General features: G+C 62.5%; 15 protein-coding genes and 1 other RNA gene. 7 read left to right on the top strand and 9 right to left on the bottom strand.

Annotation, left to right across the window (positions count from 1 at the left end; genetic code table 11):
* Positions 1-35: 35 nt before the first annotated feature.
* Positions 36-1,826 carry an acetolactate synthase 3 large subunit gene (locus tag ACMUVN_RS02360; protein ID WP_047611753.1) on the bottom strand — a complete coding sequence of 597 codons (1,791 nt, stop codon included), beginning with the start codon at positions 1,824-1,826 and terminating at the stop codon, positions 36-38.
* A gap of 323 nt (positions 1,827-2,149) precedes the next feature.
* Here ACMUVN_RS02360 and ACMUVN_RS02355 point away from each other — a divergent pair, with 323 nt between their 5' ends.
* Positions 2,150-4,174: an ATP-binding protein gene (locus tag ACMUVN_RS02355; protein ID WP_047610835.1), complete on the top strand. Its 2,025-nt coding sequence runs from the start codon at positions 2,150-2,152 to the stop codon at positions 4,172-4,174.
* Here the strand turns inward: ACMUVN_RS02355 and ACMUVN_RS02350 are convergent.
* Both ACMUVN_RS02350 and ACMUVN_RS02345 read right to left on the bottom strand, forming a co-directional pair.
* A complete protein-coding gene (locus tag ACMUVN_RS02350; RefSeq protein ID WP_047610837.1) occupies positions 4,159-5,085 on the bottom strand; it encodes a dihydrodipicolinate synthase family protein in 927 nt (308 codons plus the stop codon). The two genes, ACMUVN_RS02355 and ACMUVN_RS02350, sit on opposite strands and share 16 nt — an antisense overlap.
* A 21-nt stretch (positions 5,086-5,106) precedes the next feature.
* Positions 5,107-5,721: a LysE family translocator gene (locus tag ACMUVN_RS02345; RefSeq protein WP_047610838.1), complete on the bottom strand. Its 615-nt coding sequence runs from the start codon at positions 5,719-5,721 to the stop codon at positions 5,107-5,109.
* 142 nt (positions 5,722-5,863) lie between these two features.
* On the opposite strand from ACMUVN_RS02345, the gene ACMUVN_RS02340 reads away from it, so the two are divergent.
* Positions 5,864-7,354 carry a PLP-dependent aminotransferase family protein gene (locus tag ACMUVN_RS02340; protein ID WP_132572538.1) on the top strand — a complete coding sequence of 497 codons (1,491 nt, stop codon included), beginning with the start codon at positions 5,864-5,866 and terminating at the stop codon, positions 7,352-7,354.
* A 3-nt stretch (positions 7,355-7,357) separates the two neighbouring features.
* Here the strand turns inward: ACMUVN_RS02340 and miaA are convergent, their stop codons facing one another.
* Positions 7,358-8,254, bottom strand: coding sequence for a tRNA (adenosine(37)-N6)-dimethylallyltransferase MiaA (miaA, locus tag ACMUVN_RS02335; RefSeq protein WP_047610844.1), 897 nt, complete (start codon positions 8,252-8,254; stop codon positions 7,358-7,360).
* Here miaA and serB point away from each other — a divergent pair.
* A complete protein-coding gene (gene serB, locus ACMUVN_RS02330) occupies positions 8,253-9,143 on the top strand; it encodes a phosphoserine phosphatase SerB (protein WP_047610846.1) in 891 nt (296 codons plus the stop codon). The two genes, miaA and serB, sit on opposite strands and share 2 nt — an antisense overlap.
* Before the next feature lie 93 nt (positions 9,144-9,236).
* Here the strand turns inward: serB and ACMUVN_RS02325 are convergent, their stop codons facing one another.
* From ACMUVN_RS02325 to ACMUVN_RS02305, 5 genes are all read right to left on the bottom strand, one after another.
* Complete coding sequence (locus ACMUVN_RS02325; protein ID WP_132572541.1) at positions 9,237-10,967, bottom strand: DegQ family serine endoprotease; 1,731 nt, start codon at positions 10,965-10,967, stop codon at positions 9,237-9,239.
* Between the two features lie 207 nt (positions 10,968-11,174).
* Positions 11,175-12,131 (bottom strand): protease modulator HflC, encoded by a 957-nt coding sequence (gene hflC, locus ACMUVN_RS02320; RefSeq protein ID WP_132572544.1) that lies wholly within the window; start codon positions 12,129-12,131, stop codon positions 11,175-11,177.
* A gap of 3 nt (positions 12,132-12,134) precedes the next feature.
* Positions 12,135-13,217, bottom strand: coding sequence for an FtsH protease activity modulator HflK (gene hflK, locus ACMUVN_RS02315; RefSeq protein ID WP_047610852.1), 1,083 nt, complete (start codon positions 13,215-13,217; stop codon positions 12,135-12,137).
* A 149-nt stretch (positions 13,218-13,366) separates the two neighbouring features.
* Positions 13,367-13,885 (bottom strand): dihydrofolate reductase, encoded by a 519-nt coding sequence (locus tag ACMUVN_RS02310; RefSeq protein ID WP_132572547.1) that lies wholly within the window; start codon positions 13,883-13,885, stop codon positions 13,367-13,369.
* 13 nt (positions 13,886-13,898) lie between these two features.
* Complete coding sequence (locus tag ACMUVN_RS02305) at positions 13,899-14,693, bottom strand: thymidylate synthase (protein WP_063474617.1); 795 nt, start codon at positions 14,691-14,693, stop codon at positions 13,899-13,901.
* Positions 14,694-14,804: 111 nt separating this feature from the next.
* Between ACMUVN_RS02305 and ssrA the strand changes: the two genes are divergently transcribed.
* The 4 genes from ssrA to ACMUVN_RS02285 all read left to right on the top strand — a co-directional run bounded on the left by ssrA (position 14,805) and on the right by ACMUVN_RS02285 (position 16,387).
* Positions 14,805-15,167: a transfer-messenger RNA gene (gene ssrA, locus ACMUVN_RS02300) on the top strand.
* 128 nt (positions 15,168-15,295) lie between these two features.
* Positions 15,296-15,811, top strand: a complete 516-nt coding sequence (locus ACMUVN_RS02295) for an SspB family protein (RefSeq protein ID WP_047610856.1) — start codon at positions 15,296-15,298, stop codon at positions 15,809-15,811.
* A gap of 50 nt (positions 15,812-15,861) precedes the next feature.
* A complete protein-coding gene (locus ACMUVN_RS02290; RefSeq protein WP_127430221.1) occupies positions 15,862-16,056 on the top strand; it encodes a DUF4169 family protein in 195 nt (64 codons plus the stop codon).
* A 106-nt stretch (positions 16,057-16,162) separates the two neighbouring features.
* Positions 16,163-16,387 carry a ribbon-helix-helix domain-containing protein gene (locus ACMUVN_RS02285; RefSeq protein WP_047610860.1) on the top strand — a complete coding sequence of 75 codons (225 nt, stop codon included), beginning with the start codon at positions 16,163-16,165 and terminating at the stop codon, positions 16,385-16,387.
* The last annotated feature ends 17 nt before the right edge of the window (positions 16,388-16,404 follow it).

Below are 16,404 nucleotides of genomic sequence, written 5' to 3'. Positions count from 1 at the left end.
GATTTCCGGAAAGGATTATGCGCAAATTAAAAATGTCAGACGAGCGCGCGGCCCTTGGCGTCGATCGCATTGGCGACCGCCTCGTCGGTGGCTTCATCCGGCAGCAGCATCTCGTTATGGGCCTTGCCTGAAGGGATCATCGGGAAGCAGTTGGCGAGATTGGCGACGCGGCAGTCGAAGATGACGGGCTTTCTGACCTCGATCATTTCCAGAATGGTGTCGTCGAGCTCATCCGGCTTTTCGCAGCGCAGGCCGACGGCGCCATAGGCTTCCGCCAATTTGACGAAGTCGGGCATCGCCTCGGTATAGGAGTTCGACAGGCGGTTGCCGTGCAGCAGCTGCTGCCACTGGCGCACCATGCCCATATACTGGTTGTTCATGATAAAGATCTTGATCGGCGCATCGTGCTGGATCGCCGCCGACATTTCCTGGATGCACATCTGGATCGAGGCATCGCCGGCAATGTCAATGACGAGGCTGTCGGGATGGGCGATCTGCACGCCGAGTGCGGCCGGCAGGCCGTAACCCATCGTGCCGAGGCCGCCCGAGGTCATCCAGCGGTTCGGCTGTTCGAAGCCGAAGAACTGCGCCGCCCACATCTGATGCTGACCGACCTCGGTGGTGATGTAGGTGTCGCGGTCCTTGGTGTGGGCGTAGAGCCGCTCCAGCGCATATTGCGGCATGATGACGTCGTTGCTCTTCGTATAGGCGAAGGAGTTGCGCGCCCGCCAGCGGGTGATATCGGTCCACCAGTCGTCGAGCCGGCCCTTTTCCGGCTTCTTCGGCAGCGCCCGCCACAGGCGGACCATGTCTTCGAGGACGTGGCCGACATCGCCGCGGATGCCGATATCGACCCGGACGTTCTTGTTGATCGAAGACGGATCGATGTCGATATGGATCTTCTTCGAATTCGGCGAAAAGGCATTGAGACGGCCGGTGATGCGGTCGTCAAAACGCGCGCCGATGCAGACCATGACGTCGCAATCGTGCATCGCCATGTTGGCTTCGTAGGAGCCGTGCATGCCGAGCATCTTCAGCCAGTTCTTGCCGGAAGCGGGATAGGCGCCGAGGCCCATCAGCGTCGAGGTGATCGGGAAATCGGTGAGCTCGACCAGCTCGCGCAGCAGCTTGGAAGCCTCGGGACCGGAATTGACGACGCCGCCGCCGGAATAGATGACGGGACGGCGTGCATTCGCCATCAGCTCGATCGCCGCATGGATCTGGTTGAGGTCGCCCTGGGTCTTCGGCTGGTAGCTCTTCTGGATCGTGTAGTCGGCCGGCGGTGTGTAGGTGCCAGTCGCAAACTGCACGTCCTTCGGAATATCGACGACGACAGGGCCCGGACGGCCGGACTGGGCGATGCGGAAGGCCTCGTGAATGACGGCGGCGAGTTCGTTGACGTCCTTGACCAGCCAGTTGTGCTTGGTGCAGGGCCGGGTGATGCCGACCGTATCGCATTCCTGGAAGGCGTCGGAGCCGATCAGCGAGGTCGGAACCTGGCCGGTCAGGCAGACGAGCGGGACCGAATCCATCAGCGCATCCTGAAGCGGCGTGACCGCATTGGTGGCGCCCGGACCCGAGGTTACCAGCATGACGCCGACCTTGCCGGTCGAGCGGGCATAACCTTCGGCCGCATGGCCTGCCCCCTGCTCGTGGCGGACGAGGATGTGCTTGACTTCCTCCTGCTGGAAGATCTCGTCGTAGATCGGCAGGACCGCGCCGCCGGGATAGCCGAAGATATGTTCGACGCCATTGTCCTTCAGCGCCTTGAGAACGATCTCCGCTCCCGTCATCCGATTGCCTGCCGCCTGATTGTCCGTGCTCATCTGTCTGTTCCGTTTATGCTGGGATTTGCGTTTGTGGCCGGAAGCCCTGATTTCGGGCATAAAAAAAGGCCCCGGAGGAGCCTGTCATCTAGCGCATGGGTGGCTATCGCCGGATGGTTACACCATCCTGCCCATGCGCTTTCCCACCACGATAAGAGCCGTTGCGATTTTCATGGTCGGAAGTGATAGACAGAAAATTTCGCAGCGTCAACGCATGCCGCAATAAAAAACTGCCCGACGCCCGTATCCCCGAAAATCGATAGGATGAAGGATTTGTTAAAGGATCGACTTTATTCTTATACGCTACCGCATGGAGTAGCCCTTTGCTCAACAACGACTTGCGCACGTCTGGCAAGGCAGGCGAGCATGATCGCCGCGATGGCCATGCGCCGGGGAATCGCTTTCTCGGCCGCGTCGTTGCATGCAGCGGCTCCAGGGCGACAATTGCCGCCGTCGCCGAACAGGGCGGCACCGATCTTACCGAACTCTGGTCCGTGGGCCGGCTGATTTCGATCAGCGTCGGCCGCAACCGTGTCGTCGCCCTCGTCTATCAGATGAACACCGGCAGCCATGCCTGGGATGAAGGCGAAGACAACACGTTCCGGATCGAGACCGAACTGCTCGGCGAAGTCCGTGTGGATGAGGACGGCACCGAGGAGTTCTCGACCGGAATCTCGCGTTATCCCTATCTCGGCGCCATCGCCCACCGCATCCGTTCCGCCGACCTGATGCGCATCTATGATGCCGGCGAGGGTACGACCGCCGTCATCGGCAAGCTGACGCAGGACGAAAGCATCGATGCGGCGATCCACATCCCCTCGATGCTCTCCAAGCATTTCGCCGTCGTCGGCTCCACCGGCGTCGGCAAGTCGACCGCGGTCTCGCTGCTCCTGCACAAGGCGATCGTGGCGGATCCGAAGCTGCGTGTACTGATCCTCGATCCGCATAATGAATTTGCCGCCGCCTTCCCCAAGCACGCAGTCACCATCGATACCGATACACTCGACCTGCCCTTCTGGCTGATGCGGCTGGAGGAATTCGCCGAGGTCGTTTTTCGCGGCCGTCCGCCGGTGCCCGAAGAACTCGACATGCTGCGCGATATCCTGCCGGAAGCCAAACGCGCCTTCCGCGGCAGCGACAACTCGCTGGTGCGCCGCACCACGGAAAAAAGCTCGATCACCGCCGATACGCCGGTTCCCTACCGCATGGCCGATCTGCTGGCGCTGATCGACGAGCGCATCGGCCGCCTGGAAGGCCGCTCGGAAAAGCCCTTCCTGCGGTCGCTGAAGATGCGCCTCATCGCCGCGATCAACGATCCGCGCTATCATTTCATGTTCTCCAACAACACGATCAGCGACACGATCACCGAAACCATCGCGCAGATCTTCCGCATCCCCGGCGAGAATCGGCCGATCTGCACCTTCCAGCTTGCCGGCATTCCCTCCGAGGTCGTCAATTCGGTCGCCTCGGTGCTCTGCCGCATGGCCTTCGAAGTGGCGCTGTGGAGCGACGGCGCCATCCACATGCTCGTCGTATGCGAGGAAGCTCATCGCTACATTCCCTCCGATCCGAGCCTCGGCTTCGTGCCGACGCGCCAGGCGATTGCCCGCATCGCCAAGGAGGGCCGCAAATACGGCGTCTCGCTCGGCATCATCACCCAGCGGCCGGGCGAGCTCGACCAGACGATCCTGTCGCAGTGTTCGACGCTCTTTGCCATGCGCCTTGCCAACGACCGAGACCAGGAAATCATCCGCTCGGCCATCCCGAATTCGTCGATCTCGACGACGAGCTTCATCTCCTCGATCGGCAATGGTGAGGCAATCGCTTTCGGCGAGGCGATCAGCGTGCCGATGCGCATGCGCTTTTCCCGCGTCGAGGAGAACCTGCTGCCGAAGGCGAGCAGCGCCAACAGCAAGCAAAGCGAGGAAGATCCGGATACAGTCGACCTGCGCAAGATCGTCACCCGTATGCGGGCGGTGACCGTCGGACCCGACATTTCGAATTTCCAGCAGAACTACGCCGCATCCGTGGCAAGCTTGGACGAGGCTGATGCAGCCGACGAGGATCTCGACGCCACGGCTTACGCGCCACCCACCTCTTCGGCCGCGCCGCTCGAATCCTACCGACGCGAACTGCTGCCGCAAACGCCGCGGCTGGATCCGGCTGCAGTGCCGGCGATCGATCCCCGGCTGGACGCGCTCCGCCGCGAGATGCGCCGCGAGGAGCCGGTCTTTCCCCGGCCGGCGCCGTCGGCGGATCAGCCAGCGATCACCCGCCGGGAGCCTGGCACGTCGCTGCGCGAAAGCATCCTGAAAAAACCGCTGAGCAGCCTCTACAACAAGGATTGACGCTTCAGCTCACTCTCCAGCGTCATTAGAGGTCCGACGGCGTCGAGCACCCGTTGCCGGTCCATCGATGCGAGCGGCAACAGAGGTCGTGGGAGCTCTGCCCGAGCGAGTGAGAGAATGTCGACCAGCGTATAGACCACGCGAAGGCTTCCGAATTCCTTGAACGTTTTCCAGAGCGGCTGGAGGAGAGCATCGAGCCGGCGCGCCTCACCACTGTCGCCCGCAATCGCGGCCTTGCTGAGCGCAAGGGCGACGCGCGGAAGCAAGCCGCCGATGACGCTGTACCAGGCATCGGCGCCTGAAAGCAGCGCTTCGGCCGCCCCCCAGTCGCCGCTATAGCCGATCGCAAGCTCGGTCTTCTCCCGCAATGCCGCCAGCTCGCCTGCGAGATGCCCGTCAACAGGCAGAGGCATCTTTACCGCCTGGATCGTCTCGAGGTCGGACAGGCGTTGCAGAAGCTCGCGGCTGAAGGTGAAGTGGGTCGTGCCGGGATTGTTGTAGATGCAAAGCGGCAGCTTCGCCGCCTCCGTGACCGCAAGGAAATGCCCATAGGCTTCTTCCTGGGTCAGCGGCGTATAGGATACAGGCGCCAGCAGAAGCGCATCTGCACCAGCGGCCTCGGCATCCCTCGCAAGGTTTTGGGCCTGGTCTGTCCTCAAAGCGCCAACGCCGACGACGAGGGGAATACGGCCGTGAACGCATTCGACCGCAGCCTCGACGGCTCGCCGCCGCTCCTCAGGTGCAAGAAAGGCATAGATCCCGGTGCTGCCGAGAAGACCTATCGAGGCGACGCCTGCATCGCACAGGCGCTCCAGCAGGCGGCTAAGAGCTTCGGTGTCGACCCTGCCATCCCGATCGGCGGGCGTTGGCGGAAAGGCCGAAAGACCATGAAACGGAGAAGCGACAGACATGATGCGATCCTGAAAATCCGGTCAATGTGAAAACAGCAGGCGCGATCCGGCGCCGGCGAAGAAGACGGCGAGACTTCCCTCGATCCACCGCCGCGCGCGGGCATAGCCGCGCACCATCGGCGCCGTCGAGAAGAGCACGGCATATCCGGCAAATATCGAGATCCCGAGAAGCACGCAGCCGCCGAACGCCGTGACGGCCATCTCTGGCGAAGCGCCGGGCTTAAGGCCGAGCGACATGATCGCGACCCAGGCCAGAACCGCCTTCGGATTGCCGAGATGCATCAGAACGCCGCGGCGATAGAGCATGCCGAGTCGCGCGTCAGGCCGGACGAGCTCACCTGCCGGCCTGTCCGGCGCGGCTGCCGAGCGGGCCGCCTTCCAGGCGAGCCAGAGGAGATACAGCCCGCCCGCGACCTTGAGGAACAGCAGGGCATGGGCATAACGGACCAGCAGTGTCGATATGCCGGTGACCGCGATCAGCCCCCAGCATGTCGACATCGTGATGACCCCGGCGGCCAAGGTTAACGCCGGTCGACGCCCCTGCCGCATCGCCACATTCATGATGGCCATGTTGCTTGGTCCGGGACTGCCTGCAGCAATTGCGTAGGCGATGTAGACGACGAGAAGATCCTGCATTTGCGTGTTTCCAGAAGTTTGCGCCCGCGGACGCCCCTAGAAACGAAGAATACGGGGAGCCGCCAATCCGCTTCCTTTTCCTCGAAAATTGGTCCACTATGAAGCACCATTTTTGAAGAAAATCTCTAGACCACTTTTTGCGATGTCCAAACGGCGCAGCACCATCGAAATCCCGTCGCTCAACGCGATCGATCGAACGGCCAATGTCGGCCGCCAGCTTGCCCAGAGCCTGCGCAGCGCAATCGCCAGCGGCGAACTGAGGCCAGGCGAACGCCTTCCTTCGACGCGCAGCCTTGCGGCTTCGCTGAAGATCGCGCGCGGCACTGTCGTCGAGGTGTTCGATCAGTTGGTCGCCGAAGGCTATCTCGAAGCGCGGGTCGGAGCCGGAACCCGGGTTGCCGCTCATCTCCTGGACGCGATGCCGGCGCCGGCAGCTCCGCCGGTCGCTGATGCTGTCGATCTGCCTCCCCCGGCTGCCCGGCTGATCGCCGTTGCCCGTGCGCTCACCCCGCACCCGCCGGTTCCCTTCGCCATTGCCGTCCCGGCGTCCGGTATTGCGCCCGACGACACCTGGCGCCGCCTCGGCAATCGCGTGCGCGCGTCGAGACAGGCCGCACCCTCGGGTTACCACGACCCGATGGGTCTGCACGAGCTCAGGCTTGCCATTGCCGACCACATCCGGCGCGCGCGGGCCGTTCATTGCGAGCCGGAACAGGTCATCGTTACATCGGGCACCCAGCAAGGCCTCTATATGGCAGGCCGGGTGCTTCTCTCGCGTGACGATCCGGTATGGGCCGAAGACCCCGCCTATCCCGGGTTGACGGCAGTGCTCGACGATCTCGGCGTACGGACCCACCGCTTGCCCGTCGATGCACAGGGGATGAACGTGGAACGCGGCCTCGAACTCTGTCCGCAGGCGCGCGCCGCATTCGTCACCCCTTCGCACCAATATCCGATCGGCATGCCGCTCAGCATGGCGCGGCGCAATGCCTTGATCGCCTGGGCCGACCAGAATCGCGCCTGGATCGTCGAGGACGATTACGACAGCGAGCTGCGTTATGCCGGACACCCGTTTCCCTCGATGCAAGGATTGCGTCCGTCACGCGTCATCTATCTCGGAACCTTCAGCAAGGTGCTCTTCCCCTCCCTGCGCCTCGGCTACGTCATCGCCCCTCCTCCGCTCGTAGAAGCCTTTGCCGGCGCCCGCGCCATTCTCGACCGGCATTCGCCGATCGCAGAACAGCATGTTCTGGCGGCTTACATGCGGGAAGGCTATTTCGAGGCGCATATCCGGCGCATCCGCGGCCTCTATGCCGACCGCCGCGCTGTCCTGCTCGCAGCGCTCGAGCGGGCCTTGCCCGAGGGATGCCAGGTTCAGCCGAGCGACCAGGGCATGCACATTCTTCTGTGGCTGCCCGAGCAGGCCGACGACGTGCAACTTGCAGCACGCGCCCTATCGGCCGGCCTCGCCGTGCGGGCGATCTCCCCGATGTATGCCGCGGAGCCGGCGCGCCCCGGCCTGATGCTGGGCTTCGGCGGATTTCTTCCGGACCAGCTGCGGGCGGCGGTCGGCGAACTCGCCAAACTGCTGAGCCTGCAGATGACTGGAGCGGAAGGCCCGCGTCAGGTCTGACACTTAAGCGATCAGCCGTTCCCAGCTGTCGTCCATCTGGTTGCGGAACCATGTCATCTGCCGCTTGGCATATTGCCGCGTCGCCGCAGCACCCTTCTCCAGCACCTCGTCGCGTGTCATCTCGCCCCTCAGCATCGCCGCGATCTGCGACACGCCGATTGCCTTCATCACGGGCGCCTCGGCCGGCAGGTCGAGCGCAAGCAGCGCCCTCACCTCGTCTTCGGCGCCTTGCTGCAGCATTTTTTCGAAACGGCCGTTGATGCGTTGATGCAGCACCGCCCGGTCCGGCAGCACGACGATCTTGCGGGCCTCACCCGCGTCGATCACCACCGGTCCCGACTGGCCCTGGAAATCGGCGATCGACCGCCCCGTCGCCTTCATCACTTCCAGCGCCCGGACGATGCGCTGTCCGTCCTGGCGGTTGAGACTTGCCGCCGTGGCGGGATCGGCGTCAGCGAGCTCCGCATACAACCCGTCCGGCCCCTCCTCCAGCAGCCGTGCCCTGAGGCTTTGCCGCAGTGTCTCCGGTATCCCGGGCATATCCGAGAGTCCGCCGGTCAGCGCCTTGAAATAAAGCCCCGTGCCGCCGACGAAGACCGGCAGCCGTCCTTCGGCCTTGAGCATCGGCAGCAGCGCCGAGACATCGCGCAGCCAGGCGCCTGTGGAATAGGCCGCCCCCGCCGGCACGTGGCCGTAGAGATGATGTGGCACGCCTTGCATCTCCCCCTCCGACGGCCGCGCCGTCAGCACCCGCAGCGTATCGTAGACCTGCATGCTGTCGGCGTTGACAACGACACCGTCATGGCGTTTAGCCAATTCGACGGCGAGCGCGGACTTGCCGCTGGCGGTCGGCCCGGTTATCAGGATCGCGTTCACTGTGCTCAGAAGGTTTTCCATCATGGCCCTCGTTGCCACGCTTGTTGCCAATCCGTCAAATCCCGTGCTGACACCCGCAATCGCCGAACAGGCGGCCGAGGTGGTGAAGGCTTCCGGCCTCTATTGGCTGGCCGACGGCATCGCCTGCGACATCGCGCTGCGCGACGGCACGGATGCGCAGGCGGCCGAGGCCAATATCCTTGCGCTCATATCAGGCGCGCCGATCGACCTCGTCATCCAGGAGCAGGAGACCCGCCGCAAGAAGCTGCTGATTGCCGACATGGATTCGACGATGATCGGCCAGGAGTGCATCGACGAACTCGCCGCCGAAGTCGGCCTGAAGGAAAAGGTTGCCACCATCACCGCCCGCGCCATGAATGGCGAGATCGCCTTCGAACCTGCCCTGCGTGAGCGTGTCGCCCTGCTCAAGGGCCTGCCGCTGTCGGTCGTCGACGAAGTGATCGCCAAGCGCATCACACTTACCCCTGGTGGCCCGGAACTGATCGCCACCATGAAATCGAAAGGCCATTACACCGCCCTCGTCTCCGGCGGCTTCACGGTCTTCACCAGCCGCATCGCCGCCACCCTCGGCTTTGATGAGAACCGCGCCAACACGCTGCTCGAAGACGGCGGCATACTCTCCGGCTTCGTCGCCGAACCGATCCTCGGCAAGCAGGCGAAAGTCGATGCGCTGAACGAAATTTCGGCTCGCCTCGGCATTTCGCCGGAAGAAGCGATCGCCGTCGGCGACGGCGCCAACGACCTCGGCATGCTGCACCTCGCCGGCGCCGGCGTCGCCCTCCACGCCAAGCCCGCCGTCGCCGCGGAAGCTGAGATGCGCATCAACCACGGTGATCTCACAGCCCTGCTCTATATCCAGGGCTACCGGAAGACGGATTTCGTGACGGCTTGAAGACCGACGTGGCACACCCTCATCCCTATGCTCGTCACAGGAATGGGCGAGAGTTGGAGACGACGGCGGTAATTCACCACCGCCGCAACTTTCTTATTCCATCGGCACCGCCACGAACCGGAGATCGCCATTCGCCGATGCGATCATAAGCTGGGCGTTGCGGCGGCCTTCCTGTTTCAGCGCCTGCACCTTGGCGGCGACCGCATCCGGCGACTTCATGAACTCCTGCGCCACTTCGACGATCACATCGCCGGGCTTCAGCCCCTTTTCGGCCGAGGCGGAGCCGGGCGTCACCTCTGTCACGACGACGCCGTCGACGCTCTCGGCGATGCCGAAAGCCTTGCGCGTCTCGGGGCTCAAAAGCGACAGCGACAGGCCGAGCACGTTCTTCGGCGTTGCCGCATCCGGCGCCACCTGACCCTTATGCTGGTCCGGCGTGCCGGGTTCGGGCTGGACCTGATCGCCGCTGTCAGGCTGGTCCATGTCATTGTTTTCGCCGGGATCCGGCGTGATCACGCCGTCGTCCTGCGAGCCATCGGGCGCCGCATCGCCGGATGCGGCCGCCTGATCGCTGTCTTCGAGCCGGCCAAGCTTCACCTTGACGGTCTGCTCCTTGCCGTCGCGCAGCACCACCACGTCGACTTCCTTGCCGACCGTGCTTTCCGCCACGACGCGCGGCAGGTCGCGCATTTCGCTGACGGTCTTGCCGTCGAATTTCAAGATGACGTCGCCCGCCTTGATCGAGCCGTCGTCGACGGGCCCGCCCTTGATGACGCCGGCGACCAGCGCGCCCTTTGCGCTGTCGAGCCCGAGGCTGTCGGCGATATCGTCGGTCACCGGCTGGATGCGCACGCCGAGCCAGCCGCGCCGCGTCTCGCCATATTCGCGCAGCTGGTCGACGACGCCGGACGCAAGCTCCGACGGCACCGAGAAGCCGATGCCGATCGAACCGCCGCTCGGCGAGATGATCGCCGTGTTGATGCCGATCACTTCACCCTTCATGTTGAAGAGCGGTCCACCGGAATTGCCCTTGTTGATCGCCGCATCCGTCTGGATGAAGTTGTCATAGGGGCCGGCATTGATATTGCGGCCGCGGCCGGAAATGATGCCTACCGTCACCGAACCGCCGAAGCCGAACGGATTGCCGATGGCCATCACCCAGTCGCCGATGCGCATCGTGCTGGAATCGCCGAATTTCACGGATTTCAGCGGCGCCTTCGGCTCGACCTTCAGCACGGAAAGATCGGTCTTCGTATCCGTGCCGATCAGCTTCGCCTTGAGTTTCGAACCATTGGCGAAATTGATCTCGATGTCATCGGCGCCCTCGATCACGTGATTGTTGGTGACGATATAGCCGGCCGGATCGATGACGAAGCCGGAGCCGAGCGAGCTGACATTGTGATTGCCGCCCTTGTTGCCCTGCTGCTTGTTGAAGAAATCGTTGAAGAACTCCTGGAACGGCGAGCCGTCGGGTGCACGCGGCGCCGGGCCGGCCCCCTCGTCGTCCTTCACATTCTGCGAGGTCGAGATATTGACCACGGCATCGAGCAGCCCCTCGGCGAGATCGGCGACCGAAGCCGGGCCGCTGTTTGGCGTGACGGCCTGGATCGGGGCGATCTGCTGTGGCGCGCCGGGTGCGGGCGGCGTGGGCGTAGGAGCAGCCGCCTCCGGAGCAGCCGGAGCGGGCGTGGCAACCCCGGGAGCGGTCGTCTCAGGTGCGGTTTGCGCATAGGCAATCCCGTTCATGCCGGCATGCGCAAGAATTGCAGCGCTGGCCATAAGCGCGAGCGTTCGTCTGAAGGGCGAGCGTTTCGTGGGGGCCATCAAGCTTCCTCATAAGGGGTAAATGCGCACATTGAGCATCAGCATAAGGCGGAATGATGGAGGGTGAAATCACCTTTTCGCGAAATCCCCGTGCAATGTGACGTGGCCTCGCAAATGCCGGATCATCTCAATCATCCCACGAAAAAAGGGCCGGCACTCGGGCCGGCCCTTCGAGGATTGTCGGGATGCGATCGGCATCCCTTGCCGTCAGTTCGCCGGCTGGGCGGGTGCTGCGGGAGCAGCCGCAGCCGGTGCGGCCGGATTTGCCGGTGACGGCTGCATCGTGCCGGCGGCATTGTCGAAAAAGCGGAAAAATTCCGAATTCGGCGACAGCACCAGCGTTGTGTCCTGCGACGAAAGCGCCGAGGAATAGGCCGCCATCGAGCGATAGAACTCGAAGAAGGCTTGATCCTTGCTGAACACTTCGGCGAAGACGCGGTTGCGTTCGGCATCGCCCTGGCCCCGAAGGATTTCCGCATCGCGCTGGGCGCCTGCGGTGAGCTCGACAACCTGGCGGTCGGCGACGGCCCGGCGCCGCTGGCCTTCCTCATTGCCTTCGGCACGGATACGCTCGGCCTCGGCAAGGCGTTCCGAACGCATGGCATTATAGGTGTTCGGCGCAACCTCCGGCGAAAGGTCGGTACGGCGGATGCGAACGTCGTCTATATGCAGGCCGAGATTTTCGGCATCTGTGCGCAGGTCGTCGCGAATTTCCAGCATCATCGCGACACGCTCTTCCGAGAGTGCGGCATTGTAGTCACGCAGACCGTAGACGCGGCGAAGCGATGAATCGAGCTGCGCCCTCAGCCGCGCTTCCGCGGCCTCACGATCACCCGATACCGTCTCGCGGAAACGACGGACATCCGAGATATTGTAGATCACGAAGGCATCGACGTCGAAGGTCTGGCCGTCCTGGACCTGAACCCGGATATTGTCGAGATCGAGCCTCAGCGCCTGCTTTTCGACCAACTGAACGCGGTCGGCATCCATGAAGCCGAACGGCAGCTTGAAGTAAATGCCAGGCTCGGTCTTGACCGACTGGATCTGGCCGAAACGGACGACAATGGCCTGCTCGCGCGCATTCACCACGAAGATGGACGAATAGAGCCCGACCAGCACGATGGCGAGGATGAGGAGAATGATGGGAAGTCTGTTCGATGTCATGACTCAACCTCCCTGCTGCGCCGGTTTGCCGAGCTCGTTGAGCGGCAGATAGGGCAACACGCCCTGCTTCTCATCGATGATGACCTTCTTCGAGTTCTTCAGCACCTGCTCCATCGTTTCGAGGTACAACCGCTTGCGGGTTACGTCAGGCGCCTTCGAATATTCGTCGTTGATCGCAGTGAAACGCTGCGCTTCACCTTCCGCCTCTTTCACGACGCGGTCCTTGTAGGCGGCGGCATCTTCACGGATTCTGGCCGCATCGCCTCGCGCCTGGCCAAGCTTCTGGTTGGTGTAGCGATTGGCCTCCTCGATCGTGCTATCGCGGTCACGGCCGGCACGCTGCACCTCTTCGAAAGCATCGGCGACTTCCCGCGGCGGCGCCACGTTCTGGATCGTCACGCCGGTGACGGTCACGCCGGCGCCATAGCGGTTCATGGTATCCTGCAGAATATTGAGCACATCCACTTCGATCGGCTGGCGATTGCTGCGGAAGGCGTCCTGGGCCGGACGCCGGCCGACGATTTCGCGCATGGCGCTGTCGGAAACCTGCTGCAGGGTCTCTGCCGGATTTTCGACGTTGAAGAGATAGGCCTTCGGATCACTGACCGTGTAGAAGACGGCGAACTGCACGTTGATGACGCTCTTGTCGCTGGACAGCATCAGGCCGTTCGAAGACGAGGCCGAGGTCGCCCCGATATTCAGCTGTTGCACGGTCACCTTGACCGTCTCGACGGTTTCCATCGGCCAGAAATGGAAATGCAGGCCGGGCATCGAGATCTCTTCCTTCGGCTTGCCGAACCGCAGCTCGACGCCGCGTTCGTCCGGCTGCACCACGTAGATGCACTGGATCAGCCAGAACACCGCGAGGATCGCCACGACGATCACCGCCACGCCGCCGTTGAAACCGCCGGGAACGATGTTGCGCAGCTGGTCCTGGCCGCGCCGGATGATATCTTCCAGATCGGGCGGTCCGCCCTTGCCGCCGCCACCGCGCGGGCGGTTCGGCCCCTGGCCCCATGGTCCCTGATTATTACCGCCGCCGCCGCCCCAAGGGCCGCCGCCGCCATTCTGATTGCTCCAGGGCATCAAAACCTCGTTGTTCGTTAAGTCTTCCACACATCCGGAACCGTGGGGGCTGACCGGCGGATGCGTTGGTGACCGTTATAGGTATCGCCGCATCGGCTTTCAACGCAACGTGGGAAACTTGGTCAATTTAATTGGAAAATAGTTCATTTTCAGGCGTGTCGGCGTTCATAGACGACGAAACGCGTGGGATAGCTGTCCTTCTCGCCGGCCGGAACCGCGATAGGCTCCCCCGCCTGCCAGATATCGGGATCGATGGCGGGAAATGAGGCGTCCCCATCGAGATCGGCCTCGACATGCGTGATGCACATCCGGTCGGCAAGGCCGATCGCCTGCGCATAGACCTGACCGCCGCCGAGAATGCAGATCTCATCGACGCCGGTTTCGAGCGCCAGCCTTTCGGCCGCCGTCATCGCCTCCGGCAGCGACTGCGCCATGCTGACATCCGGATGATTTATCGTCGCTTGCCGCGAGATGACGACATTCGGCCGCCCCGGCAGCGGCTTGCCGATCGAATCGTAGGTCTTGCGGCCCATCACGACGGGCTTGCCCAATGTCAGCGCCTTGAAGCGCTTGAGATCGCTCGAAAGCCGCCAGGGCATATCGCCGTCGCGGCCGATAATGCCGTTGCGGGCAACGGCGGCGAAGATGGTCCTGCGGATGTCGGCCATGGAATGTCCCGGATCAGACGGCGATCGGCGCCTTGATGCTGGCATCGGCCTCGTAGCCGATCAGCTCGAAATCGTCGAAGGTGAAGCCGAAAATGTCCTTCACATCAGGATTGATGCGCATGAAGGGCAGCGGCTTCGGCCGGCGCGCCAGCTGCAGCTTCGCCTGGTCGAAATGATTGTGATAAAGATGGGCGTCGCCGAGCGTGTGGACGAAATCGCCGGGCTTCAGCCCGGTCACCTGGGCCACCATCATCGTCAGCAGCGCATAGGAAGCGATGTTGAACGGCACGCCGAGGAAGATATCGGCCGAGCGCTGGTAGAGCTGGCAGGAAAGCTTGCCATCGGCCACATAGAACTGGAACAGGCAATGGCAGGGCGGCAGCGCCATTTCATCCACTTCGGCCGGGTTCCAGGCCGAGACGATATGGCGGCGTGAATTCGGGTTGTTGACGATGCCTTTGACGAGATTGGCGATCTGGTCGATATGGCCGCCATCCGGCGCCGGCCAGGAGCGCCACTGGGCGCCGTAGACAGGCCCGAGATCACCGTTTTCGTCGGCCCATTCGTCCCAGATAGAAACGCCATTCTCCTTGAGATAGCGGATATTCGTCTCGCCCTTCAGGAACCAGAGAAGCTCGTGGATGATCGAGCGCAGATGCAGCTTCTTTGTGGTGAGGACAGGAAAGCCCTCTTCGAGGTCGAAGCGCATCTGGTAGCCGAAGACCGAGCGCGTGCCGGTGCCGGTGCGGTCGCCCCGGTCGGAGCCCTTGTCCATCACATGGTTCAGGAGATCGAGATATTGCTTCATGTCGCGCTGATTCCGTTTGCCCCAATTTAAGCCCTCAGCGGCGGGAAACCAATCGCCACCGGGGATTTTCCCAATGTTTCTGATGGGCTGCATAACGCTTTTATGACGTTTGCCCTTTCCTTGGGCTGAGGAAACCACTATATCACCCTTGCCGGCTTTCGGGTCGGCTATGGCGATAAATGAGCGGTGTAATAAACCTATTGGACCCGGGGGCGGTACCCGGCGCCTCCACCAAAAACCGGCGGCCTCGAAGGCCGGCTTTTGATGGGGGCGAAACAGGATCGACAAGGGTGTAAAGATCGTCTTTTTGCTCGGCATTGTACCGCCGTTATCGGGCTAAAATTGTAGTTGCAAACGACAACTATGCGGAAGCTCGTCTCGCTGCTTAATCGCGGTGTGACACTTCAATCAAAGTCCTAGTGGTTCGCACCTCTAGGCGGGGTCCGAAGGCACCTGGCAACAGAAGCCTTCACCTTCTCCCTGCCGCCGAAATCATGTATGCTGCTTCAAAACGTGACTCGGCTCCGGTCTTTCCCAAGGCGCCCGGACGTGGCATATAACCTTGTGAAAAGACTTCCGAACCGACGAAAGACAGGAAAAGCATGGGGCAGGATCATATCCGCTACGACATTCTGGCACAGGATGCACTTCGCGGCGTCATCCGCAAGGTTTTGGCGGAAGTCGGCGCGACAGGCCGTCTGCCCGGCGACCATCACTTCTTCATCACCTTCCTCACGGGTGCCGCCGGCGTACGCATCTCCCAGCACCTGAAGTCGAAATATCCCGAGCAGATGACCATCGTCATCCAGCACCAGTTCTGGGACCTGAAGATTACCGAGACGCATTTCGAGATCGGCCTTTCCTTCTCAGACGTTCCGGAAAAGCTGGTCATCCCGTTCAATGCGATCCGCGGCTTCTACGACCCCTCCGTCAATTTCGAACTTGAATTCGACGTGCCGCTGGCCGATGGCGAGGAGCTGCCATCAGGCGAGATCACCGCTTATCCTGTCGATGCGGCTGCAAAGCCCGATGACGCGGCGGGCGCGAAACCTGCCGACGGCGAAGAGAAGAAGCCGGGCTCCGTCGTCTCGCTCGACTCCTTCCGCAAGAAGCAGTGATTTGAAGGGAGGCCAAGCCTCCCTTTTTCATAGGGAATTCAGGCAACCGCATGAGCGCCGAAATCATCAATCTGCGCCAGTTCCGCAAGAAGCAGGCCCGCTCCGAAAAGGAAAAGCAGGCTGAGCAGAACCGCGTTTCCTTCGGCCGCACCAAGGTCGAAAAGCAGCTGACCCGCAGCTTGAACGACAAGGCCGACAAGGCCCATCGCGACGGCCGGATCGAAACGGATGACGACGGCGCGTGACGCCTTCACCGACGGCTTGAAGAGCCGGAATGGATTCTGCAATCAACCACTTGCACGGCCGCCTTGAATCGATCTTCGAACCCGATCGAAACGCGAAACAGCCTTCATGATCCGCAAGCATTCGGCAACATTGCACGGCCATCGCACCAGTTTCTCGCTGGAGGATGAATTCTGGGCCGAGCTGAAGACCATCGCCGCATGCCGCTCGATGCCGCTTGCCGCGCTGATCTCCGAGATCGACGACCACCGTCCTGCCGACAGCAACCTGTCCTCGGCGCTGCGGCTCCACGTGCTCGCCTGGGCGAAGGCCGGCGGCGACCGCCGGACCTGATACATATTGCTTAAGAT

It is taken from the genome of Rhizobium sp. IY2 (assembly GCF_047532935.1).
GTDB lineage: Bacteria > Pseudomonadota > Alphaproteobacteria > Rhizobiales > Rhizobiaceae > Rhizobium > Rhizobium anhuiense.
The sequence above is the reverse complement of the archived record's forward strand: the minus strand, read 5'-3'. Positions and strand labels throughout refer to the sequence as shown.